Here is a 23,877-nt window from a genome sequence, read left to right as displayed (position 1 = left end):
GCTTCCGAGATTTTCCCGAGAAAGCTTAAGAAATACAATACCCGGTGGCTGAGGGACTCGAAGCCACCCACCAAAAACTTACTCATTATGAATATATTAGATCAGGAAATTCTGTTGGATTTATTCCAAAGGTATTATCTGTTTTTTGTCAGTGGTGTGTTTTTACTGGCTTTTGTTTTAACATGGTATTTTACGCCAAAAGTACTTTGGGTAAGCCGGGAAAAAAACCTGATGAAAGAGGTGAATGAGCGTAGCTCGCACAAAGATGCTGTTCCTCCTTTTGGGGGAGTTGCCTTTTTTCTGGTCTTGATCCTTATTTTGAGTTTACTACAAGCGTTGCGAACCAGTCCTACCGGGAATCACTTAATCATAGGCATTACTTTTTTATTTTTAGCAGGGTTAAAAGACGACCTGGTCATTTCTTCAGCCAAACTTAAGTTTATGAGTCAGCTATTTGCCGCAGCTTTTATCATTTTTTCTCCAGAATTACAACTCACCAACCTTTATGGATTTTGGGGGGTTTATGCGATTCCGCCAGTAATAGGCTATGCTATAAAAGGACTTATTGTGGTGGCTTTGGTAAACGCTTATAACCTTATCGATGGTATAGATGGTTTGGCTAGTGTCGCTGGGATTATTATTTCCCTTTCTTATGCTATGGTCTTTTATGTTACCGATCATCCTTATTTTATATTGGTCAGTCTTACGGTCGCTGGAATTTTAGCTGCTTTTCTTAGGTTTAACCTTTCCAAGGGCGGTAGAAAAATGTTTATGGGAGACGGCGGCAGCTTGGTGATGGGATATATGATGGCTTTTTTAAGTTTGAAAATTTTAACGATGGAACCTTTTGACTCGCTGGTGCAACAAGGTTTTGTCGCCCAAAACAGGTTGCTTTTTGCTTTGGCGGTCTTATTTATTCCTATTTTTGATACCCTAAGGGTAATAATCATTCGTTTAAGAAGCGGAAAGACACCTTTTGAAGCCGATCGCAATCATATGCATCACGTATTGCTGGATAGTGGTCGCACCCATAAACAAGCCAGCTTCTTGTTGGGGGGAATAAACATATTGGTGATCGCACTTTATATGGCACTGAGTCAGTTTCTGCATAACTTCGGATTGACCATGGCTATGATCGTGATCTTTCTATTGGCGGCCGCAGCTTTTGATGTGCTGAAACGAAGAACTGGAAAACGAAAAGAGCTGTTTAAAAAATAGTGGTGAGCGTTATTAGGAGATAAGTTTTAAGAAATAGAATGAAGAGACAAGAATCGAATATCACATCATCAAATTTTTAAATCGGCACATTTTCGAATTCAAATGCCTCTTGCTTTGGCAGGCTGAACTCACTTTAGCGTCTCGCCCTCTTATAACCTTCACCATCGCGAAATGAGATTCAGAAACTTTCAAGGCTTCCGGAAGGATAACAGGTAAGTTCAAGAACCAAGGAGTCTAAAGAATGCTCGCTTAGCTTTAGGATTTAAGACATTCATTTCTTATTATAGGTAGGCCGTTTTAAAACAATCAAAAAATTATTTAAAATAAAAATTCTTAATTACCATGTCAACAAATTCCCACAAGCCTTCTAAAGATCGCATACTTAACTTATTTGCTAATGCGACGCAAGCCTCTATCTACGTAGCCCAGCAAATAGCAGCATTGATCACCCAGCAGCAAAAGCAGGGTAAGTTGGCGGTATTGGGTCTGGCGACGGGAAATACGCCTAAAAGGGTGTATCAAGAATTGGTTCGCTTGCATCAAAACGAAGGCTTAAGCTTTGCCAATGTAGTGAGTTTTAATTTAGATGAGTACTATCCCATTTACCCAGAAGATGAGCAGAGCTATACCTATTTTATGCAGGAACATTTGTTTAAGCATGTTAATATAAAGCCGCAGCACATCCACATTCCCCATACGCGTTGTGAGACAGAGGATATTCTTGACTACTGCAAAGAATTCGAAGATAAAATCGCCAGTTTTGGAGGCCTAGACCTGCAATTGTTGGGCATTGGTCGCAACGGTCATATCGGCTTCAACGAACCCGGCTCCTCCTTTGATTCTGCCACGCGTTTAGTCAATTTACATGCGGTTACCCGAGAAGACGCCCAAGCAGATTTTGGTGGTTTAGACCAAGTCCCTCAGCAGGCGGTAAGCATGGGCGTAAATACCATCCGCCAAGCTAAAAGGATTCTACTATTGGCCTTAGGGGAACGCAAATCAGAAATTGTGAGTAAGGCGCTTCAGGGGGAAATCACTCCAGAAGTCCCAGCTTCGTTTCTACAAAGCTTAGCCCAAGTAGAGTATGTGTTAGACCATGAAGCGGCGGGGGAGATTATATAGTATTGAGAAAAGAGACTTAAGACGGTAAGACGTAGGACGTAGGAGAGATTAGAATATAGAGACTAGAAACTAGACGTATGACAGGAAGCGAGTGTCATTCCGAGCGACCGCAAGTTAAGTCGAGAAATCTGTCAGTTTCATAACGGGAAGATGCCTGCCCGTCCAGAGGCGGGCTTCACTCCGCTACGAAGCCTGTCTTGAGCCTAGTCGAAAGGCTCAGCATGACATGAAGCGATCACATTTATATAGCATCATTCAAAAACCTCCAATCTTTATTAAAGTTGGTAATTAACCTTTCTTTTTTAACTCGAGACCAGCTTTTTAGGTTTCACTTCTAAGATTACTATCTAAACAAAAAGGTGGCTGAGTGATTTTCGCAAGCCCCGAATTTTCGGGATGTATCGAAGCCTCACTTCTAACTTTTAATGTATATGTATTGTTAGTCGACAATCATTAAGGTGCTATATATATTCTTTACTTTTTCCCATCGCTGGAAAAAGTAACAAAAAGATCTAGGCTTACGAAACCAGCGCTAAATTGTAGGTTTGTAAGCTAAATTTTAGGAACTCTCCCGATTTTCATCGGGCTCAAACAGCCTAAAATTTTTACGCTTACTACACTGCCAATTTTACGCGCAACTTTCGATAGGCCGGGTTTACTTACTTTAATGTTTTTGTTTTCACTTTTACACTTAGCGTTACATCTCTTCTTTTTAGAGAGTAATTGATTCACTTAAAATACCTAACAAGTTCCCTTCCCTCGGGGAAGGCCCGTCCGACCGGCGCGGGCGGAGCTAGGGATGGGATGAGGAATTGAAAATGAAATCAAATTCGAAAACTTTTTTTAGTCTAAGCGTCGTGGGTCTAAAAGTCCTGATTCCAACAGTCCTGTTTCTAAACGTCTTGATTCTATTTTCTCCCGTCTCACCTCTCACCTCTAACTACTCCATACTAAAAAGGTGGCTGAGTGATTTTCGCGAGCCCCGAAGTTTCGAGGTGTATCGAAGCCTACTTTTTACTTTGTTTAGTCTAAGCGTCGTGGGTCTAAACGTCGTGGTTCTATTTTTTCACTACTCAAAACGGTCACTGAGTGAATTCCTGCAAGGAATTTGTATCGAAGTGCTGAGTGATTCTCGAAAGAAAATTGTATCGAAGCCCATTTTTCACTTTTTTTAGTCTAAGCGTCGTGGGTCTAAAAGTCTTTGGTCTAGGTTCTAGACTCTAGTATCTATGTTCTAATATCTCACTTCCCACTTCAACAAAGCAAACAAAAAAAAGACTGCCTTATACAGACAGCCTTTATACAACTTCAGTCTTAACGACTTACTCTTTCTTATTTAAATACGCTTTAATGATAAAGCTTACGATATAACTCACCACCGCGCCAATGACGGCTAGGGCTATCGTTCTCATAATCTCCTGAGAATTCAGGATGGGAAGTACACTCATTACAGTGCCTCCTACAGTTCCACAAAAAGACAAATCAAGATGCTTCATGAGGCTTCTCTTTTTTGTCCTCTACGGTCACCTGACTTACACCACTTAAAATACCACCGGCTACGGCAAAATAACCGCCAAGGCTAGTGAGTAAGGTGGGTAAGGCTATGGGAGCCGTTAGTATAGCGCCGCCTACAGCCGCTAAGCCCAATCCTATAGTGCGCAGCCACTTAAAAAATTTTGGCGTGGGCGCTTTCGCTCTTTCTATGATTTTCATACGTATTTGAATTAAGAGTTAATAATTAAGTGTACCGCTTCTCTTCGCTGTAACACGGGATAAACCAATTGTTTCAGTTGCTGAAAAGCAATTCTAGAGTCTAAGCCTCTACCTGGGCCGCTAAGCCTTTTTACCGGAGCGATGCAGCCGCGTAATTCGCGTTGGGCATCATTGGCCGGGTGGATGAGGATGAGTGCTCTTTCTGGAACTTCCAGTAGCTGGAGGTGCCATTTAAACCGCGGACTAAACCTAAGTTGCAAGCCGTAGGTTCCTTCGGGAACGCAAGATCTTGACTTTAGGTTCTGTCGCCACGGGAGTTCAATGCTATGGCAAATCTTTTTTCCTTTTAAAAGGAGAATGCCATTGCAGCCTTCTGGATAGTAACTTCGCTTTAAAACCAGCTCCATTACACCTGATCGATTTTAATCACCGCCAACGCATTAAAAGCGCCATTTTTTAGGGGATACATCTCTGCATTGACCTCCTGAAAAAATTCGATGCCCAATACACCTAACACCGGTAAGGTCGTGTTGGCGGTTAAAGTGGCAGTGAGGCTGCTGGCGACTTGTTCGACACTCGTGTGCGGTAGAATAGCCGTTTGCTCCATAGAAAAATTAAAATTTCGTTCTTCGAAATCCAGTTCTACTCCGGCAAAATTTAACCGGTAATGGGTAGTTCCTCTTGGGGCAGCAATTCTTACTGCTGCTTGGTAGGCATCTATGTCTACGCTAAGTTCTCCCGTAGTGCGGTCTAAAGCACTGACAAAAGGCGTAAAAAAGGTAGAGCCTAACTTTCCGTTTTGGTTAAACTCAAAGCCATTGATAAGCTGCATGTTGCCATCTTGAACTTTTCGTTCGCCACGAGCATTTACCTCATCGGTTTTGACTACTGCCAATAAACTGCGGGTTAAACGAGCTACACAACGCTTATCTCTAGCGGTTTGTAACAACACTTGTATCGAATTTCGAACAAGTTTACCCGCTTTTCCTGCGGTAGAAAATTCAGCATTGTTTTCGCGGGTTCGTTGAAATGCAGGATCGGTAGCGATGCGTTGCGCACTCACGCCTCCTTTTTCGCGGGCTAAATAGCCATCGCTGGTCTTGTAAAAAGAGATCCCTCCTAGGGTTCCTTTTAATTTGATAATACCTGATTGTTGGGCCATAATAATAAAATTTAAAATGTGAAAAGAATGATTTTTATCGGCTCATTCCACTAGCACGGTAAGCTATCGAGATGCATCTTCAAAAAGTTTACCTTACAAAACTGGGGAGACTAAAGAACTTAAAAACACAAGATTCCCCCAAGTGGGGTGTTTTTATTCGAAATTTTAACACTTTTAAGCAGTAACATGAAAACAACTTCAAAAAAATCCCCCTTTAGGGGGACATAGGGGGTAAACGAACATGAAATCATCCCCAAACAACATCCCCCTTTAGGTGGAGCGAGGGGGAGTGTACTTGCTCCATACCTATAAAAGCAGTAAATTGACTTATGGGGTATAAGAACTTGTATCATAGTCAAAGCATGTTTAAAGGAGCACCTCCGAGTTCATTTGAGAAGGCAAGAATTTTACGCAAAAACGCGACTCCTTCAGAATTTTTTTTATGGAAGTACTTAAAAAATAAAAACGTAGAAGGCTTATAGGTTTAGAAGGCAACATCTCATCCATTGGTTCATTGTCGATTTCTATTGTCACCATCTAAAATTAGTCATTGAGGTAGATGGAGCTTACCATAATAACAAGAAGCAAATAATAAGAGATAGGAAAAGAACCCAACTTTTAGAATCTCAAGATTTAACCATTATCCGATTCACGAATAACCAAGTTTTGAACTCCATCCAAACCGTACTCAAAAGAAATAAAAAACAATATGAAAATAACCTCCAACAACATCCCCCTTTAGGGGGACATAGGGGGGCAAATGAATATGAAATCATCCCCAAACAACATCCCTCTTCAGGGGAAGCAAGGGGATGACGAGAGGCTAGAGTTACTCATCAGCCGCAAGCATTCGTTGATATAGGGAAGATTTGAGAAGGTCTAGAAATTTAAGCTGATTAATTTTACGAGAACGCAATTCCAAAAAAGTACGGTAATAATCTCCCAATTCGATAGAGAACACCCGTTCAAACAAAAGAGCGATTTCATTAATACTCGCAGCGCCTCCATTTATGGCTCCTGTAGTATGTAAAGCATAAATGAGCTCTATGAGATCAACTTTATTGTGGGACCATTTGGCTGTGGGTATTGATTTTTTAACTTTTAAAGGGACAACATTTTGCTGATAGAGTATATGCTCTATTTCTTTTTGCAAATAGACGATTAGCATATCATAGGCAATAATCGTAGCGACAGAACTGTCATGACTGGTAGAAAATTGAGCGTCGGTAACAAAATGTATGCTGTCGGGATGTAAGCGAAAATTCGCTTTCCTCCTCAAAAAGAAATGATGGTCTAAGTTTACAGAACCGCGTCGATAGTAATGATAAAACTCTAGATTTTCATTAAAGTAATTTTGTAGCTTATCAATTTCTAGTTGTAAGTATCTTTTTTTAGCTTTCTTACTGCTACGAGGGCGCTTACTTTCTATACTGAAAAGTTTAATATAGTAAATAAGCTTGCTTACGGCTTGGGGTTTAATACTTTTAAAAAAGAAGCATTCTTCTTGTTCGTTGTTAAAGTCCCTGTCAATAACCAATCCTCTCATTTGATTGATATATTGCTTACCAAGTCCCATCCCTTTTTCGGCACGCATAAGAGCATCATCAATCTCCGTTTCTAAGTGATCAAACTCTTCTTCTAGTTTAGAAAGTAATTTTTTATAGGCCTCCATAAAATATAGATTTAAGATGAAAATGAAAATAAGGAAATGGAGAGTTAGGGGAGTAAGCAGAATCCTTCTTTTTAGTACGTAAAAACCTTAGCTACATCATCTTTACTAGCTCCTATATTTGTAAGAGAATTTATGACTGATGCGTAGTTGTGTATTGATTGCTAAAAAAGAAAGAGATTGGAGTAGCTTGCGTCAAGCGCTTTTACGAGTAAATGTTTTCTTAGAAATACTAAGCCTGGATAATCTAGGAGAAGCAGTAGATTATATCCCTTTTGATACTCACTTCCTGTGTGTGGAGATTATAGAAGAACTGCCAGCAATAGAAAACCTTTATGCACTTCAACGAGCTTACTCCTCGTCTTATATCATCCTAATTTCTCCTCATAAAGTACAGGCCTATACCGTAGTGAAACTCCAGCTCTTCCACTTTTTATCCTATCCTTTACAAGACCTTGAACTTAAAAACTGTTTGCAAAAAATAGGAAGACAGGTAAGGGATAAAATTAGAATACGCTCCTATCAGGATTATAGGTATATATTACTAACAGATATCCTTTTTCTAAAAGCCGATAATAATACTACCGAATTCTACCTGCGTAAAAAGCAGAGAATCTATGGTTTTAAAACCTTGAAAACCTACCAAAATAGACTGCCCTCTAACTTCCTCAGAATCCACAAAAGCTATATGGTCAATGCCTCTAAAATATGTAGAATCCATTTTGGAAAGCAAACTTGTGAAGTGAAGGGACATAATCACCCACTTCCTTTTTCAAAAAGCTATCGTGCCAGTATGCAAGCCCTTAATGAATGCCTAAAAAAAGAATCCTACTAGTCACAGCCACCCCCAATCAAATCCCCCTTTAGGGAGACATAGGGGTACACACCCTCAAAAAGTTATCGTTCACTTCTGGGAGTATGCCTGTCACTAAACAAGCCTCTATTTCTATTTGACAAGCTGTTATTGAAGCTAACTTCGGCTTATATATGAATTGATTGTGCGCGCAATTAAGAATAGTCTTCCATACAGGAGGGCGTAGAAAAGTAGTATTCATTCTTAACACCACAAACATGAACAACACACAGAAAATTTTTATCGGAATATTGATTTTGGGAGCTAGCAACTCCTGTACTCCCGAACGCATCCCTGAAACTTTTTCAGCGGGAGATAACATAGGAAATGAGTCCCCCCAAGACCCCAATACAACACCAGATACAGGAGATGATCAAAGTCAGGAGCCAGATAATGAGAAAGATGGCTAAGTAGAATTTAAATTTGAAATCATTTAATAAAGAAAAGTTTTTGGCGAAAACCAAAAGCTTTTCTTTATTTTAGTAGGGCCAGTTTTCATAGATGTTCATAAAAATAAAAAATAACCTTTGTGTATATTTAGGGGTAGCCTTGTGTTTATTCCTAGGTATTTTCTTTGTCTTTTTTAAGAAACAAGCTTCCCCAAAGGAGCACCTGCACCGTGTAGAAAAGCAGTTGCGGCTAGCTCAGAACAACAATAATTCCCTTGCCAAGAGAAGAGAAGCCCTCGATCGAGCCGCAGTTTATGCTCATTTTTTAGCACCTTCTGCGATTAAACAAGAAAAATTAAATGGAATCGCTTACCAGGCTTATTATTTAAAAGATTCCATTCAATTCAGGCGTCTCAATCATAGCGCACTTGCAGAAGCAAAATTAACAGCAGACACCATGGCAATCGCCGATGCGCATTGGAACTTTGGGGCTTTTTACCTTAGCCACGAAAATTACGCTCAAGCCTTCTATCACTATGCAGAAGCTCGTAGAGGTTTTTCTCAAAAGAGGCATGCGTATTATGAAGCGAAAATGTGGTACAATATGGCTTTTATAAAAGGGCGGTTAAAAGATTATGAAGCGAGTGAGGCTTATGTTTATAAAGCTTTGCCGTATTTCTTAAAAGCAAAAAAAATAAAACAGATCTACCGATGCTATACCCAACTTGCTATTATATATGAAGACTTAGAAGGCTTTAAACAAGCTCATCATTATTACCAATTGGCACTTGAATCTTTGCCTAAGAATACCAACTCATTACTTCAAGAAGCGGGCTATAACAATATAGGTTTGTTATGGCATCGACAGGAAGCCTATGAAAAAGCCATCGTCTATTACAATAAAGCCCTAACAAATAAAAACATTAAAAATAAGCAGCCTGCTTTATATGCTAGATTAATAGATAACCGGGCGTATAGTCAGTTTCTAGCCCAGAAAGAAAAAGCTTACGAAAAAGAATTTTGGCATTCTCTACAACTTCGAGAGCGTTTAGGGAATACAGCAGGAGTGATTATAAGTAAATTACATATTTCAGAATGGTATGCCTCTAAAGGAGATACGCTAAGTGCTATTTGTTATGCGCAGGAAGCCTATGATGAAGCCGAAAGGATCGAATTAAGAAGAGAAAGTTTGGCTGCGTTAGAATGGTTAGTAAACATAGATCCTTCTCACGGTGCCCATTACCTCAATTTATGGCATGTCCTACAAAGCAAGCATCAAAGAAGATTACGCCAGCAACGAAACAACGTGGCAAAAGTGCAATTCAAAACACAACAATACCAAGAAAGGAGTCTTCAATTAACCCGTCAAAAGAGAATACTTTTGTTCATTCTACTTGGGGTAGGGGTAATAGGGCTGTTGGTGTATATTTTGTTAAGACAAAGAAGTAAGTACAAAAAACTGAAACGAATCCAACAGAAAGAACAAGAACTTCAACAAGAACGAGAAGACGAACGTTACCGCATTGCCGAAGATTTACATGATGGAATATTAAGTAAATTATTTGGGGTGCGATTAAGTTGGGGGTTGTTGACCTTAGGAGGTACTAGTGAAGCACAAGAAGAACATCGTTTATACCTCAAAGCTTTAAAGGAGATCGAAAAAGAAATTCGAGAAGTTTCACACCATTTAAAAAAAGATCCCCCAGGGTATTCTTTTTATCAAGAAGTAGAAAATTTACTGAGAAAAAAAGCGAGGCTAGGTAACTTTACATACCAACTTAAAGAACCTAAATTTTTAAAAGAAGGAGACATTCCCCAGAAAGTAAAAAAGCATCTCTATGCCATCATGGAAGAGATGTTACAAAATATCTTAAAACATGCGCAAGCTACCCATGTCAATTACCAATTAAGTGTGCGTAAAAATGAGCTTTACTTAGAAGTGTGCGATAATGGAAAAGGATTTAATTTGGAATCTAAGCAAGAAGGCATCGGAATCCAAAATATAAAAAGTAGAATACAACAAATGGATGGAAAACTACAATTAAAGAGCAAGCTCAGAAAAGGGACTTGTTATGTGATTCGCTTAGATATGAAAAGTTGGAAATCCAAAAATCCCTCCAATTAATTAAATACAAAACTCATGAAAAGAAACTATCACCTCCTCTTAGTAGATGATCACCCCATCATCACGGCAGCTTATAAGAAAGCCCTTCAAGCAGTAGAAAAACAACATAATCACATAAAGATAAACATCGTTGAAGCGCACAACTTAGAACAGGCCGATTACGAATTGCAAAAATTTAATTCTAAACGTTTACTTGATATCGCATTTATAGACTTAAAACTACCGCCATGCCCTCGATTAGATTTACTATCTGGAGAGGATTTTGCGCTTAGGGTAAAAGATAGATTTCCTACAACAAAAATCATCATCGCAACCACCTTTAACCATAACTTTCGCATTCATAGTATTTTTAAGAGCATTAACCCCGATGGGTTCTTAGTAAAAAATGACCTCACCGAAAAGGAACTTATTCAATGTATAGAGGATGTGTTGGAAGAGGTGCCTTATTACAGTAAAACGGTACGCAGCTCATTACGTCAATATGTAGCGAATGATTTATTGCTAGATCAAGTGGACCGACAAATCCTATATCAACTCTCCCTAGGGATAAAAACAAAAGATCTATCCTCCTTAATTCCACTTTCTAGTGCAGGGATAGACCGTAGAAAGAAACACCTCAAAGAAGTTTTTGAGACTGAATATCAAGATGATAAGGTGCTTCTCGAAGCTGCTAGAGAGCTAGGCTTTATTTAGAAAAACTGTTCATTCCGCTGCGCTTCACTCTGCATGACATTAGAACTGTCATTTCGATGGACGGAGGACTGAGAAATCTCAAGCTTTCATAGCGAAAAAATACTTCGTTTCGTTCTAGAGCCTGTCTAGAGCTTAGTCGAAAGGCTCTGTATGACAACAAACGAGTGTCATTTCAAAGAAGAGCCTGCCCGACTATCAGAACGATCAAGGCGGGCCTGCCCGAACGAAAAGGGCGGGCCTGCCCGACTAGCATTCAGGCGGGCCTGCCCGACTATCAGAACAATCAAGGCGGGCCTGCCCGACTAACATTCAGGCGGGCCTGCCCGAACGATCAAGGCGGGCCTGCCCGACTAACATTCAGGCGGGCCTGCCCGAACGATCAAGGCGGGCCTGCCCGACTAGCATTCAGGCGGGCCTGCCCGAACGATCAAGGCGGGCCTGCCCGACTAGCATTCAGGCGGGCCTGCCCGACTAGCATTCAGGCGGGCCTGCCCGAACGGTACGGGCGGGAAATCTCTTACTTCCATAACGAAAAGATGCTTCGTTATAGAAAACACCTACAATATGTAGGTTCTTTCCATCAAACCAATCACTTTATCTCAAGTATCTTTAGGAGGCAAAAGAACTATGAAAACAAATTCACATAACGTCTTGCTTATTGCCGATCATCCTATAATTACATCGGCCTACCAAGAGACTTTTCAAAAAGTAGCTAGCCTGCCTCCTCATCGTTTTAATATTCGTACAGCTCTTAGTTATCAAGAAGCATTGAAAAAATTAGATTACTATCGTGTGGATACGCTACACCTAATGTTTATAGATTTAGAACTGCCTCCTTACGAAGCCATGAAAATATATACAGGTCAAGACTTTGTTTTGTATGTAAAAAGAAACTTCCCTGCTACCAAAGTTGCTATAATTACTAGATTCACCAGTGATTTTAAAATATATAATTTAGTTAAGCACTTGAGTCCCGATGCTTTTCTAGTTAAAAGTGAATTTACTAATGAACTTATGGAAAATTGTATAAAAGAGCTGGTGGAGAATCCTCCTTTTTACACTAAGAAAGTGATCCAATCTTTACGGAAAAACTTATCTAATGATATGCTATTAGATAAAATTGATATGAAACTCCTTTACCACATTTCTATTGGGGTTAAAACAAAGGATCTTCCTGCATTACTCCATTTATCAATAGCTTCAATAGAACGGCGAAAAAAAAGACTTCGTGATCTCTTTGGAATAGACGACGATAAAAATGACAATGCCCTAATTATTGCAGCACGAGAAAAGGGCTTTGTATAAAATTAAGTAGCATACTCAGCTATTTTCTGCTCTTTGGCAAAACGACCTCATTATTCGAGGGGAAGACCTCCATCTCTTTCTTATAAAGAATGATAATTTAGTCTACTCGTTATTAATACTTTAGAAATCATGGTTAGTTCTTTACATCGTGGGTTTGTAACTGCACTCCGTTACCTACTAGGAGGCTTATTTCTATATGCAGGGCTCACCAAACTCTTAGAAGGGGATTTGTTTTATCATACCCTAGTCAATACCCCATTATTTCCAAATGAAAAGACGGCAAAAATAGGAGCTATAATCATTCCCTTTGTAGAAATTATAGTGGGTATGTTATTAATAATCTCCAAAAGAATGCTGGGCTTGTATCTAGCTCTAGGTCTTTTTGGAACTTATCTAATTTTTATAATTCTACTGCTATTTTATAACGATACGATTCCATGTACGTGTAGAACCGTTCTACCTGTGCTAGGATGGTATGGCCACCTTTATTTTACGGGTGGTTGTTTTGTATTGACGCTATCTGCTATCTATTTGAAAAGAAATATAGAATAAAATTATTTTGCTGCGCAGCAAAACAGGACGAAGCCGAAAACCTGTATAAACGAGTAGGCCTATTTATTCATTTAAATTTATATACCATGAAAACTAAATTTTTTATTCCCGTATTAGCGGTAATTTTTTGCACCGCCATGTCGTTCACTACGGCGAGAACCTCAGCCAATCCTACAGAAGACTTTGTCTTTAAAAGTGGGAGCTGGCATGCCATCCCAGAGATGAGCTGTATTGATCAGAACCAAAGTTGCTTGGTACGTGTACTGCCCGATAACACCAACTACCCAATTTATGATTCACAAAGTTTCTCCGAACCCAAAATTGGCAGCGGGAAAGTGGTAGGAGAAGTTACTATAGATTAATCCTTAAAATAGAAACCGGATGCAAGTCCGGTTTCTTCTTTTTAAAATCTAGTCGTGAATGCTTAGCGCTACTCATAAGTAGCAAATTCATACAAGTGCTCTTCCGTTACATACCGCTTTGCTAGCTTTGTAAGCAATTTTGGGGTAAGGGTGTTTACCGTTGTTTCTATCTTTTCAAAACTTACCCAAGGACTCTTCCCCTTGTAATAAGTTTGAAGTCGATCCTGATATGCTGTAGATCTTGAAGCCATATTTATAACATAAGATTGCGCGGCTTTAAACTCTTCTTTATTCATTTTTCCAAGTTTTATAGCCTCTATTATTTTCTTTGCTTCTTGCCGTATAAGCGGCAGTTCCTTTTGTGTACAGCTAATCTTAAATGAAAAGTCATACGACTGGGATTGAGGTTGGGCATTCAAAGTAGGGTTTAACCCATAGATAGAAAAATTCTTCTCGTAGCGCAAATCCATTAGGCGTTCTCCTAACATTCGGCTAAGCATCTGTAAGCCTAAATACTTTTGACTATTGGGTTGAATATTGGGCAACACATAGCGCATCAAATATTGGGTCTTCTCTGAACTCTCCATCGTATCCCCTATATTATTGAGCACAGGATACTTTTGAGCCTTGTTTTTTCGTTTTAGTAGGGGTTTACATATAAATGCAGCGGTGCTTTGAGGGAGGTTGCCTAGGTATTTTTGGGCTAAGGAAAGTAAGGCAGGCTCTTCCAAATTCCCTCTGACCACAAAAATAAAACGATGGGTTTGCCCAAAAAGTTGTTGATAGCTTTGGTAGGCTGTGTCTAAATCTGTCTGTTTAACTCCTGTCCATAATTGCTCTCCTACATTTGCATAGGTGGTGCGACCCATACGCTGATTTACCCGATTTTTAAAGTTAAAAAAAGAGACGTCATAAGGTACTTGAAAATATTCTAACTTTTTCTTTCGCTTCCAATAATCAAATGCCTTAGCGTCATAACGGGGTTGAGTCATATAGAGGTACATCATTTGAAACCACTCCTCTAAACTTTCTGCCGTGGCTTTTCCTTGAATCCCCGATTCATTCGCTTCGATATAGGGTGTAATGGCAAAGGGGAGTGGCTGTTGTGCAATAAATTGTTCGAGATCAAATTTATTCCATGGGCCCATGCCTGATTGAAGTACTATGTTCGCCGCATTTCGTGCGGCATAGGTGGAGAATTCGGGAAAACAATGACTTCCCATCGGACTAAACCCAGTGATTTCAACTTTTCCTTCTTTAAAACCAGAGGTGGTGTCTTTGTGGAAGATCAATTGTGCGCCGTTGTCAAAAACAAATCGTTTCCCGTCGCTCTTGGACCTTCCCTTAGTTTTTATTTTTTGTGGGGGTAAAGAAGCCATGGTTTCTTTACTCATCAGAGGTTGATCCCATATTTTAGGAAGGTACGGCTTTACGGGTTGTTGAAGGGTTTTCTCGATGAGGCTTCTTACCTGCTCTTCGGTATAGCCGCCTGCTGCATTTCCTTTGGCGGAAATTACCGCAATATCTTCAGGTACCAATTTAATCAATTTTTTAAGTTCTTCATTGTATTGGGGTAGACTTACCTCATCCCACCATTGTTTTAATAAGGTCTTTTTCTGGGCTGGTAAGGCTTCCCCTGCTACAAAATGTCGATATATTTCTTGGGACCAATAATTCGTACTCTTGGTATTTTGATGTTCGAAAATGAGCTGTTGGTTTTTAAGTATCTCTTTCCATTCCTCTGGGTGCACCCCATGCGTTTTTAATTGCTGCAAATGATTGATAAAAGTTACCAAAGCTTTTTCTCCTTGTCCTGATTCAAAATCAAGCAAGGCATTATAGGCATTATAGCTAATGTAAGGAGCAGAGCCGTAGGTATGTTTGTTTAAGAGCTCAAATTTTGTGTCATAACTCTTTTGTAACTCACGGAAACGACTTTGTAATACTTGTGCCATGGTTCTCCAAAGAAATAATTGCTTTATCCCTTCAATATCATATATTTTTTCTTGGGTAGATGGATCTCTAAAGCCTAAATAAAAACGGTTACGGTTATTTTTAACTTGTGTAAATTCTTTTTCCTCTTGGGTAATATTAATCCAACCTGGGGGCTGCGTTTTCAAATCACAATTAGGAAGAGGCTTAGGGTTTTTAGGTATAGGAATGCTTCCAAACATGTGTTCGATTTTAGCTTTTAGCTGTTCGGGATGTTCTATATTACCTGCTACAGCTATCGCCATCAAATCGGGACGGTACCAAGTGGTATAAAACTCCCGTAATTCTGCTGCAGGAAAATGAGCATTGTAATCAAGGAAATTATCCCAAGACGGAAAGCAAGGATTAATGTGTTGCAGCATCTTTGATTTTGCACGATGTTCAGTCAAATTTTGCACCCTTGAATTAAATTCTTGTAACAAAACGCCCCGTTCATTGTCAATATCTTCATCGGTAAGATTCAAAGCATGGGCAATATCTTTAAACCATAGCAACCCGGTGTGGATCGCTTCCGGATTTACAGCTGAGGCAGGGAATTGGTAGTTAGTCGTGTAATACCCACTGGCTGCGTTAATATCTCTTAAATTAGCAACACCTGCTTTGGCCAACCGTAAACTATCTACTTTTAGGCCTTCAGGAAAATGGGTAGTTGATTTAAAGGCCATATGTTCTAAAAAATGAGCGAGGTTAGGTTGTTGTTTCCCTTCTTGCACCGCCCCGGCTTTTACCCAAAAACTCATCTTAAGATCAGAGGACTGCTCTTTTAAAGGCTTAATGTAATACGTTAATCCATTAGGGAGTTGCCCATAGAGAATGCTTGGGTCTACAGGTAAAGCTCTTTCAGGGGTTTGTTCTTGACCATAACAGGCAAGCTGTAAGCTTACTAGAAGTACAAAGCAGAGGCTTTTGAGGTAATTGTTATAAATTTTCATTAGTAACCGGGATTTTGAGTGAGATTAGGATTTTTGATACGTTCTTTTTCAGGAATGGGGTAAAGTTCATCGGTAGGCTCCCATAACGTACTATCACTAAAAACTGACGCTGCTTGTTGAGTACGCCAAAGATCCAACCAACGCTGGCCCCATTCGGCAAAAAGTTCCCTTTGGCGCTCTTCTAACAGCAGCGTTAAAAAGGCTTCTGTTGTTATATTAGGTTGTGTTTGTGCTATTAAAGGTATACCCGCTCTTTCTCGAATATGATCTAGGTCGGCTATGGCGGCAGGCATACTGGATAGGTGTGCTTGCGCCTCGGCTCTAATAAAATACTGTTCTGCTAAACGAAATACCATAGAGTATTCTGTAATCGCACTACTATTGTTGCCCGCTTTATATTTGGAGGGACGGTAGGTATTGTTCTCTGGATGTTGCTCTAGCCAGAAATGCTTTCGTAAATCACCCGTTTCAAAGTTGGTTTCAAAACCGTCTGTAAGCCGCAATTGAGGAAAGGCAGAAGAGAAAATAGTCCACTCATGGGTATTCGTAGTGGTATTGCCTCCACCTAATGGTGAAATCTGCCAAATGGCCTCTTGGCTATTGGCCAAAAACACCTCATCTAAATTTTCTTCTAAACCATAAAGGGCACTTTGTGTAATAACTTCGTTACTATATTGCAATGCTAACTGCCAATTTTCGTCATAAAGGGCAATACGCGCCAATAAGGCTTTTGCCCCGTAACGGTTCACATAGGTACGTTCTTGTTGAGTATACGCTTCTGGTAGAAGATTTTCTGCCGTTTGTAAATCTGCGAGGATTTGGGTGTGTATTTCTTCTAAGGTATTAGAAGCGGCCGAAGCATTCAGTCGATAATCACTCGTCAAAATTAAGGGCACTTTTCCATAAAGTTGCCTTAAGTAAAAATAAGTGAAGCCTCTAATAAACAAAGCTTCTCCCCGCAAGTGGCTAGCTAATTCTTCGGGGAGACTGTCTGACGCCTCGAGCCCTTCCAAAAATGAATTGACCATATATACGGTATGATAAGCGCTAGACCATAAATTTAAATTGTTAGGATTTTGAGGTAGCACCTCGTGTTGGAGAAATTCTGTAAAAACCGTGTTGGTAGCATCTACAGGGGTTAAGGTTCCTGCGCTTAATCCCGCTAGTGCAGTAACACTGCTGGTATGTCCATTGCTAAAAGCCGAACTTCTAAAAAGCTGGTAATAGATGCCTAACATGGCACTGCGTGCGGTTGCTTCATTTTCAAATACCACAGAAACGGGTAATTGGTGCGCTGGGACTTCTACTTCGACAAATTCTTCACAAGAAGTGCCTAAGATGCATAAGAAGAGCAAAAGATTAATTTTGTTATATAATTTCATCAGTATAAGTTTAAAAGTTGATTTCTATTCCGGTGGTAAAGGTGCGTAAAGCACCAAATGCTGTTCCTTGGCCAAGAGCCATCTCAGGATCCATACCGCGGTATTGGCTAAGGGTAAACAGGTTTTGACCGTGTACAAATACCTTACAGTTATTTACACCAACTTTGCGTAACGGTTTAGCGGGTAGGGTATAGGATAATGACAAGGTTTTTAGTCGAATATAAGAAGCATCGGTATAAGGTAACGTGGTTTGTATAACATTGCTATAACCTCTTATCGCATCAAGCTGCGTTGAAATTTCTTGAAATCCATTGCCTTCAAGTCCTAAGTAGTCTTCTTGTCGCTGTGCGCCAACTCTCCCTGCATCAAATAGTGCAAATTCTCCTTCCTTTTTGGCAAACTGAAATAAAAACTGAAGATTGAAGTTTTTATATTGCAGGGTGTTTTGCCAGCCTCCATAGTATTGGTTGTTTCGGTCTTTAGTGACCACTCTATCTTCATAATCTAGTCTCCCATCATCATTGATATCGGCAATTTGGTAATAGCCTGTCTCTGGATTAATTCCTTCATATTGATAAAGCAGGACTATATTCAATGGCTCTCCAACCCGATACGTGTTGACATAAGAAGACTGTTCTAAATTGGCGTAACTCACCAATTCATTTTTAGGGAGTGTAAAATTCAACGAGCTTTGCCAGTTCCAGTGATCTGAATTTATAATTTTAGCATGGGTCTCTAGTTCCCAGCCCCTGTTTTCTACGATAGCGGGTAAATTAGCTTGTACAGAAGTAAAACCTGTAATACTGGGTAGGCTATAGCCTACCAATTGGTTAGAAGAACGGTTCTGGTAATAACTTACATTAAGGTGAAAACGGTCTTTTAAAAATCCCAATTGAATCGCTGCTTCTAATTTTTTATTGACTTCCCAAGAATACCCTGGGTTGGCCAAACGCGAGGGAGAAAGACCACCTGGCCCCTGCGTGGCTTCATAGGTATCTAAATACCCATAATCGCCTATTTGGTCGTTGCCTGTACTTCCGTAACTGCCCCGTAATTTCCCAAAAGACAGCCATGAAAGTTGATTATCCATCCACGCTTCCTTGGTAAATATCCAAGCCGCCCCAATGGCACCAAAATTAGCAAAACGCTGTTGGGGTCCAAAGCGAGAAGAGCCATCCCTTCTTCCCGTAAGGTTGAGGTAGTATTTTTTATCCCAGTCCATACCTAGCCTTCCAAAAAAGGCCATATAACGATAGGTGGTTTCTTGGCTCACACCTCTAGATAGACTAGTGGCTGCCGCAAGGTTGCCAATCATCGATCTGGTGGCATAGCCCGTTCCTGTAACTCCAGTTTGGCGGTTAAGTTGCTCTTGTAGTGTTGTTCCTGCTAAAGCCTTAATTCCCAATTTTCCTATGTTTTTTTGGTAAGACAATTGAGGTTCGATAATCCAAGAGGAACGTTGTCCTTGTAAATGAGCAGATTCATGGTCTATAAATTCTCCATACTCAGGATTAAAAGACTCCTTGGGTCGTTTGGTCAATTCGTTACTATTAAGGTTGGTATATCCAAAATTGGTAGAAAATTTTAATCCTTCAAATAACCTATAGGATAGCTTAAGGTTAGCAACCATATTTTGGGTTTTAACTTCACTAGTATTAAGATAACCCTGAAAAGGATTCTCTTTTCCTACTTCACTCCATTCTTCCCAGTGCAGGCTGCCATCTTCATTAAAAATGTTAGGTGCATTGGGTGCTAAACTGTAGATCTGCGGAATTAAGGAGCCTATACCTACGGTATTATTGCGATCTACCCCATAGGTAAGCGCCATATCTAAAGAAAATTTGTCATCTTTACTTTTATGGTTTAGTTGAGCGCTTCCTGTAGCTTTATGGTAGTTAGCCCCACCAGGGTACACGCTACCTTGTTTTAAGTAAGAGCCATTCATACGATAGCGGGTGGTTGGGCTTCCTCCGGCAATAGAGATATTGGCTTGGGTAAACTCAGCTTGCCCTCCAAAAAACTCTTCTTGCCAGTCGGTCTCGCGGTTTTGATCCCAAACCAACAAATCATAGGCATTATTTTCATTAGGAACTATCCCATCATTTTCAAATGCCCTCCGGCGTACTTTTAGATATTCGTCGGTATGAAGCAGTTCGATGCGGTTAGGAACTTCAGAAAAGCCAGTGCTCATACGCGCCTGTACCGTCGTTTCTCCTGGGGTTCCCTTTTTAGTGGTAATTAAGATGACCCCATTGGCTCCTCGAGAACCATAGATGGCCGTCGCATCAGCATCTTTTAACACCTCAATACTTTCAATATTAGCTAGGTTGAGTGTACTTAAAGGATCGATCCCCGTAAAACCCAGCGTACTATTAGTTTCTAGAGGCGTAGAGTTAAAAGGCATCCCATCAATAATATAGAGGGGATAATTACCTTCTGCTCGCAAACTATTTTGACCCCGAATGCGAATTGTGGGAGCGGAGCCAGGTAAATCGCTTCCCAGACTCACTTCTACTCCTGCCATACGGCCTTGTAGTGCCTGTAGCGGACTCACTACAGGTTGTAGTTCTAGCTCTTTGGCAGTGATTTTAGCAATATTTCCCGTACGTTCCCGCTCTGTAGTGGTGTAATACCCCGCATTGATCACCACTTCTTCTAGGGCTTCTTCGCTAGGGGAGAGTTGTATATTAAGTTGAGTTTGGTTATTTACCGCGATCACTTGCCGTTTAAAACCTAAATAGGTAAAGCTAAGGCTATCGGTAGGGGAGACCTGTAAACGGTATGTTCCTTCAAAATTAGTGGTCGTTCCCGTTGAGGTTCCTAAGCGCTGTACATAGACTCCAGGGATACTTAAGCCTGTAGTATCAGTAACGCTTCCTTTAATCGTATATTCATGTTGAGACCATGCCTTCCCCGTAAAGAAGAGAAGTAAGAGCAATAATAGTCCCATCCCATAAGCGGGAGTGTATTTATTTTTCATAAATTTGTGCTGTTATTTACGTTGAGTAAATTAATGTTTAGCCTTCTCTGTCTCGTCAAAATATAGAGGGGGCTTTTTTGTTTCATTAACAAATAATGTCATTCTGGGCTCGACCAGAATCTCATTATTTTTTTATCTCATTGAAATTAAATTTTATAAGGTTAAACGTTTCTTTTTGTGCCTTTTTAATGTCGGCTTTTTTTTAGTTAATCAATTTTCAAGTGGTCATCAATTCATAAGCTCACATTCAATTCGAATTCGCTTGCTCCAAAGCTAAAGTGGATGTCACTTTAGGATTTATAACAAACAATACACATAGTGAAATGTATGTACAGTCAAAAAAGCTTTATCTATTCCTACTTTCTACTATCCGTCTCCTCATGAATGACAAACATCACACGTTGGATAATTTGCTGATAATCCGTTTTTAAATTATCGGCAAAAGAAGGCTTGCGTTCATCGTTTAAACAGTACCTTACGTAACGCATGCTGATCTGATATTTTTCAGCTAGAGACTTGATAATGGCTGATTGACAAGATTGTTCCATTTTTTTTGTACATTTAACACTTTTAAAATTTGTTCCGTTGATAGGAACAAATAACAATTCACTAAGTACCAAATATATAAACATTTTGTATATAAACAAAATGTTTACGACTAAAATACACAAATTGTTTTAAGTATGCTTGATAAAGCTCACATGTTAGATCAAATAAAAGACTATTATGGTTTCCGAACTGATAGTGAATTTGCTGCACACTTAGGGGTAAAACCTCAAGTACTTTCCAATTGGAAAAGCAGAAAAACTTTTGATGCCGAATTGGTTTATAATAAGTGTAAGAAGCTAAATCCGGCCTGGTTACTCTGTCAGGAAGGAAGTATGATAGGAGGGCAGCATGCAGTTCAAGAAGTAAGTGAGGGAAGAATGCCCTATCTTCTTAAAAAAGAAATCAACACCCTAGAAAAACAATTAGCCTATCTTCAGGGCACATACAAAGCCATCGAGAAATCTAAGGATTTTTTCCTCAAAGTAATCCAAGAGATAGAGCAAGATCTAGAAAGTAAAAAGAAACTACTTAAAAAATCCTAAATGCTACGAATAAGCATTAAGCTTTTTGAGTTTTAAAAATTACTTCGTTATGGGCTTCATTTCTTAAGAGCTCAGCACCTTCAATTAAATAGCTCATTTTGAGGTAAAATTGGTATTACTTCCAAAACGTAAAGATGCCTGCCCGTCCAGAGGCGGGCTTCACTCCGCTACGAAGCCTGTCTTGAGCCCAGTCGAAAGGCTCTGCATGACAGTAATCGAGTGTCATTTATTTCCATTCTTTTAATTGCACTATCAAAGTGCGATTTTGTCTAAAAAATGCATTATTGTAGTGCATTTGTCTTTTTTTTAGTAAAAAATAGAAATGGAACAGTTATCCTAATAATTTTACTAAATTGATAAATGATATTTAGGAATTAACTTCGTATTTGTAACAAACAAAATGAAACAAGTATAGATTGTTGTCATTGATATTTTTATTTTACTACGAATTAAACGTCAAAAAAAGTACTTGATAAGGTACTTTTGTTTATTTTTGCACTATGGAAACAGTAAATTATACAGACTTTCGTTCCAATTTAAAGCATTGGTTCGATAAAGTGATTAATGATGTGAGTGATATCATTATTAAACGTAAAAGTGGGAAAGATCTCGTTTTGATATCATTAGATGAATATAACTCCTTGAAGGAAACCACTTATTTATTAACGGGTAAAAACAGAGATGTTTTATTAAAAGCTATTAATGAACTTGAAGCCGGCAAGGGAGAGCAAAAAAAATTAATCGAGTAGATGAAATTAATTTGGTCTACAGCATCGTGGGAAGATTATCTATATTGGCAGAAAGTGGATAAGAAAATAGTAAAGCGTATTAATACTTTGCTTAAAAGTTGTATGCGAACTCCATTTGAAGGTATAGGAAAACCAGAATCTTTAAAAGGTGACTTGCAAGGCTACTGGTCTAGACGTATAACCTCAGAACATCGATTAGTTTACAAATACCAATATAATGAGATATGGATTGCAGCTTGCCGTTATCATTATGGAAAATAAAATTTAGAGAGAGGTTTTCTTTACATCACCGAACCACTTCACTCTGAAACCTAACGCAGTGATTCGGCCTAGCCAATGACAGTATGCGAGGAGGAGTTAATTGCTTATTGCTAATCGAGAGTTATAAGAGATTATATTTAGCTCTTTTACTTTTTTACTCACCATTCTTTCCTATTTTACCTTCGGTGTTCGTGAATCTGCGATTTGCATTGCCCAAAAAAGAAATCTCTAGAGAGATTCACGAACTCAATAAAAATAATAGCGCGTGAGCTAAACAAAACCTCGCCCGTACCAAAAAGGTACGTTCGGGCGGGAAATCTAGGCTGATTTTCCTGCTCTTGAAAACCAAAGAAAAAATTATATCCTCCGTATGGCGATCGCTGCGCTAGGCCATACTGCTTCAGCCAACGCTAAATTTCTTCTTGGTTTTACTACGCACATGAAAAGTAGGCCAGATACTTTCTTTTCATGTTTTCGTTTTTACTTTTAAAATTTTTCTTGTTTTGTAATCTCTAACTTCCAATTTCCGACTTTCTCTTTTCACTTTTTTTAGTCTAAGCGTCGTGGGTCTAAACGTCTTGATTCCAACAGTCTTGTTTCTAAACGTCTTGGTTCTATTTTCTCCCGTCTCACCTCTAACTACTCCATACTAAAACGGTGGCTGAGTGATTTTCGAAAGAAAATTGTATCGAAGCCTCACTTTTAATGTATATGAATTGCTAATCGACAATCATTAAGGTGCTATATATATTCTTTACTTTTTCCCATCGCTGGAAAAAGTAACAAAAAGATCTAGGCTTACGAAACCAGCGCTAAATTGTAGGTTTGTAAGCTAAATTTTAGGAACTCACCCGATTATCATCGGTCTCAAACAGCCTAAAATTTTTACGCTTACTACACTGCCAATTTTACGCGCAACTTTCGATAGGCCGGATACTTTCTTTTCATGTTTTCGTTTTTACTTTTAAAATTTTTCTCGTTTTGTAATCTCTAACTTCCAATTTCCGACTTTCTCTTTTCACTTTTTTTAGTCTAAGCGTCGTGGGTCTAAAAGTCTTGGTTCTATTTTCTCCCGTCTCACCTCTCACCTCTAACTACTCCATACTAAAACGGTGGCTGAGTGATTTTCGAAAGAAAATTGTATCGAAGCCTCACTTCTAACTTTTAATGTATATGAATTGTTAGTCGACAATCATAAGCATTTTAGATGTAAGTTTTTCTTCTTTTCCATTACCGAAAAGAAGCAAAAGTCTAGGCTTACGAGACTTTATCTAAATTTTTTGTTCAGCACCTAAATTTCAGAAACTCGCCAATAGTGGTTTGTAAT

Annotated in this window: 21 protein-coding genes and 1 pseudogene; 13 read left to right on the top strand and 9 right to left on the bottom strand. The window is 39.3% G+C overall.

What is annotated here, in order from left to right:
• Positions 1–87: 87 nt before the first annotated feature.
• Entirely contained in the window at positions 88–1,218 is a 1,131-nt protein-coding gene (locus tag RBU60_RS11860) for a glycosyltransferase family 4 protein (protein WP_308865266.1), read from the top strand.
• A gap of 342 nt (positions 1,219–1,560) precedes the next feature.
• Positions 1,561–2,340: a glucosamine-6-phosphate deaminase gene (gene nagB, locus RBU60_RS11855; RefSeq protein ID WP_308865265.1), complete on the top strand. Its 780-nt coding sequence runs from the start codon at positions 1,561–1,563 to the stop codon at positions 2,338–2,340.
• A 1,322-nt stretch (positions 2,341–3,662) separates the two neighbouring features.
• On the opposite strand, the gene RBU60_RS11850 is transcribed toward nagB, so the two are convergent.
• Genes RBU60_RS11850 through RBU60_RS11835 form a run of 4 tightly spaced genes read right to left on the bottom strand, consistent with a single transcriptional unit; the run spans position 3,663 to position 5,215 of the window.
• Positions 3,663–3,836, bottom strand: coding sequence for a hypothetical protein (locus RBU60_RS11850; protein ID WP_308865264.1), 174 nt, complete (start codon positions 3,834–3,836; stop codon positions 3,663–3,665).
• Positions 3,823–4,053, bottom strand: coding sequence for a hypothetical protein (locus tag RBU60_RS11845; protein ID WP_308865263.1), 231 nt, complete (start codon positions 4,051–4,053; stop codon positions 3,823–3,825). The genes RBU60_RS11850 and RBU60_RS11845 overlap by 14 nt, the downstream gene beginning before the upstream one ends.
• Positions 4,054–4,064: 11 nt before the next feature.
• The gene (locus RBU60_RS11840) at positions 4,065–4,460 is read right to left on the bottom strand and encodes a DUF5675 family protein (protein ID WP_308865262.1); all 396 of its coding nucleotides are present in this window, start codon (positions 4,458–4,460) and stop codon (positions 4,065–4,067) included.
• Positions 4,460–5,215, bottom strand: coding sequence for a hypothetical protein (locus RBU60_RS11835; protein WP_308865261.1), 756 nt, complete (start codon positions 5,213–5,215; stop codon positions 4,460–4,462). The genes RBU60_RS11840 and RBU60_RS11835 overlap by 1 nt, the downstream gene beginning before the upstream one ends.
• 486 nt (positions 5,216–5,701) lie before the next feature.
• Between RBU60_RS11835 and RBU60_RS11830 the strand changes: the two are divergent.
• A pseudogene (locus RBU60_RS11830) lies at positions 5,702–6,031 on the top strand (endonuclease domain-containing protein); the annotation flags it as partial.
• A 13-nt stretch (positions 6,032–6,044) separates the two neighbouring features.
• On the opposite strand, the gene RBU60_RS11825 reads toward RBU60_RS11830, so the two are convergent.
• Positions 6,045–6,887, bottom strand: coding sequence for an RteC domain-containing protein (locus RBU60_RS11825; RefSeq protein WP_308865260.1), 843 nt, complete (start codon positions 6,885–6,887; stop codon positions 6,045–6,047).
• Between the two features lie 139 nt (positions 6,888–7,026).
• On the opposite strand from RBU60_RS11825, the gene RBU60_RS11820 reads away from it, so the two are divergent.
• The 7 genes from RBU60_RS11820 (at position 7,027) to RBU60_RS11790 (ending at position 13,163) form a co-directional block, all read left to right on the top strand.
• Complete coding sequence (locus RBU60_RS11820; RefSeq protein WP_308865259.1) at positions 7,027–7,719, top strand: LytR/AlgR family response regulator transcription factor; 693 nt, start codon at positions 7,027–7,029, stop codon at positions 7,717–7,719.
• A 236-nt stretch (positions 7,720–7,955) separates the two neighbouring features.
• The gene (locus RBU60_RS11815; RefSeq protein ID WP_308865258.1) at positions 7,956–8,147 is read left to right on the top strand and encodes a hypothetical protein; all 192 of its coding nucleotides are present in this window, start codon (positions 7,956–7,958) and stop codon (positions 8,145–8,147) included.
• 91 nt (positions 8,148–8,238) lie between these two features.
• Complete coding sequence (locus RBU60_RS11810) at positions 8,239–10,251, top strand: tetratricopeptide repeat-containing sensor histidine kinase (RefSeq protein ID WP_308865257.1); 2,013 nt, start codon at positions 8,239–8,241, stop codon at positions 10,249–10,251.
• Positions 10,252–10,266: 15 nt separating this feature from the next.
• Complete coding sequence (locus tag RBU60_RS11805; protein WP_308865256.1) at positions 10,267–10,944, top strand: response regulator; 678 nt, start codon at positions 10,267–10,269, stop codon at positions 10,942–10,944.
• Positions 10,945–11,571: 627 nt separating this feature from the next.
• Positions 11,572–12,249, top strand: a complete 678-nt coding sequence (locus RBU60_RS11800; RefSeq protein ID WP_308865255.1) for a response regulator — start codon at positions 11,572–11,574, stop codon at positions 12,247–12,249.
• 129 nt (positions 12,250–12,378) lie between these two features.
• Positions 12,379–12,801 (top strand): MauE/DoxX family redox-associated membrane protein, encoded by a 423-nt coding sequence (locus tag RBU60_RS11795; protein WP_308865254.1) that lies wholly within the window; start codon positions 12,379–12,381, stop codon positions 12,799–12,801.
• Positions 12,802–12,887: 86 nt separating this feature from the next.
• On the top strand, positions 12,888–13,163 hold the full coding sequence (locus RBU60_RS11790) for a DUF6520 family protein (protein WP_308865253.1): 276 nt from the start codon (positions 12,888–12,890) through the stop codon (positions 13,161–13,163).
• 68 nt (positions 13,164–13,231) lie between these two features.
• On the opposite strand, the gene RBU60_RS11785 is transcribed toward RBU60_RS11790, so the two are convergent.
• The 4 genes from RBU60_RS11785 to RBU60_RS11770 form a co-directional block, all read right to left on the bottom strand.
• Positions 13,232–16,087, bottom strand: a complete 2,856-nt coding sequence (locus tag RBU60_RS11785; protein WP_308865252.1) for a M16 family metallopeptidase — start codon at positions 16,085–16,087, stop codon at positions 13,232–13,234.
• Positions 16,087–17,469, bottom strand: coding sequence for a RagB/SusD family nutrient uptake outer membrane protein (locus tag RBU60_RS11780; protein ID WP_308865251.1), 1,383 nt, complete (start codon positions 17,467–17,469; stop codon positions 16,087–16,089). Before RBU60_RS11780 ends, RBU60_RS11785 begins: the two co-directional genes overlap by 1 nt.
• A gap of 10 nt (positions 17,470–17,479) precedes the next feature.
• Entirely contained in the window at positions 17,480–20,449 is a 2,970-nt protein-coding gene (locus tag RBU60_RS11775; protein WP_308865250.1) for a SusC/RagA family TonB-linked outer membrane protein, read from the bottom strand.
• 356 nt (positions 20,450–20,805) lie between these two features.
• Positions 20,806–20,937, bottom strand: a complete 132-nt coding sequence (locus RBU60_RS11770) for a hypothetical protein (protein WP_308865249.1) — start codon at positions 20,935–20,937, stop codon at positions 20,806–20,808.
• A gap of 213 nt (positions 20,938–21,150) precedes the next feature.
• Here RBU60_RS11770 and RBU60_RS11765 point away from each other — a divergent pair, with 213 nt between their 5' ends.
• The 3 genes from RBU60_RS11765 to RBU60_RS11755 all read left to right on the top strand — a co-directional run bounded on the left by RBU60_RS11765 (position 21,151) and on the right by RBU60_RS11755 (position 22,550).
• On the top strand, positions 21,151–21,540 hold the full coding sequence (locus tag RBU60_RS11765) for a helix-turn-helix domain-containing protein (protein WP_308865248.1): 390 nt from the start codon (positions 21,151–21,153) through the stop codon (positions 21,538–21,540).
• A gap of 500 nt (positions 21,541–22,040) precedes the next feature.
• On the top strand, positions 22,041–22,289 hold the full coding sequence (locus tag RBU60_RS11760; protein ID WP_308865247.1) for a type II toxin-antitoxin system Phd/YefM family antitoxin: 249 nt from the start codon (positions 22,041–22,043) through the stop codon (positions 22,287–22,289).
• The gene (locus RBU60_RS11755; RefSeq protein ID WP_308865246.1) at positions 22,290–22,550 is read left to right on the top strand and encodes a Txe/YoeB family addiction module toxin; all 261 of its coding nucleotides are present in this window, start codon (positions 22,290–22,292) and stop codon (positions 22,548–22,550) included.
• Positions 22,551–23,877 lie beyond the last annotated feature (1,327 nt).

The sequence above is a fragment of the Mesonia profundi genome (assembly GCF_031085155.1).
Classification (GTDB): Bacteria; Bacteroidota; Bacteroidia; order Flavobacteriales; family Flavobacteriaceae; genus Mesonia; species Mesonia profundi.
Note: the sequence above shows the minus strand (reverse complement) of the source record. Positions and strands in the feature narration are given on the sequence as shown.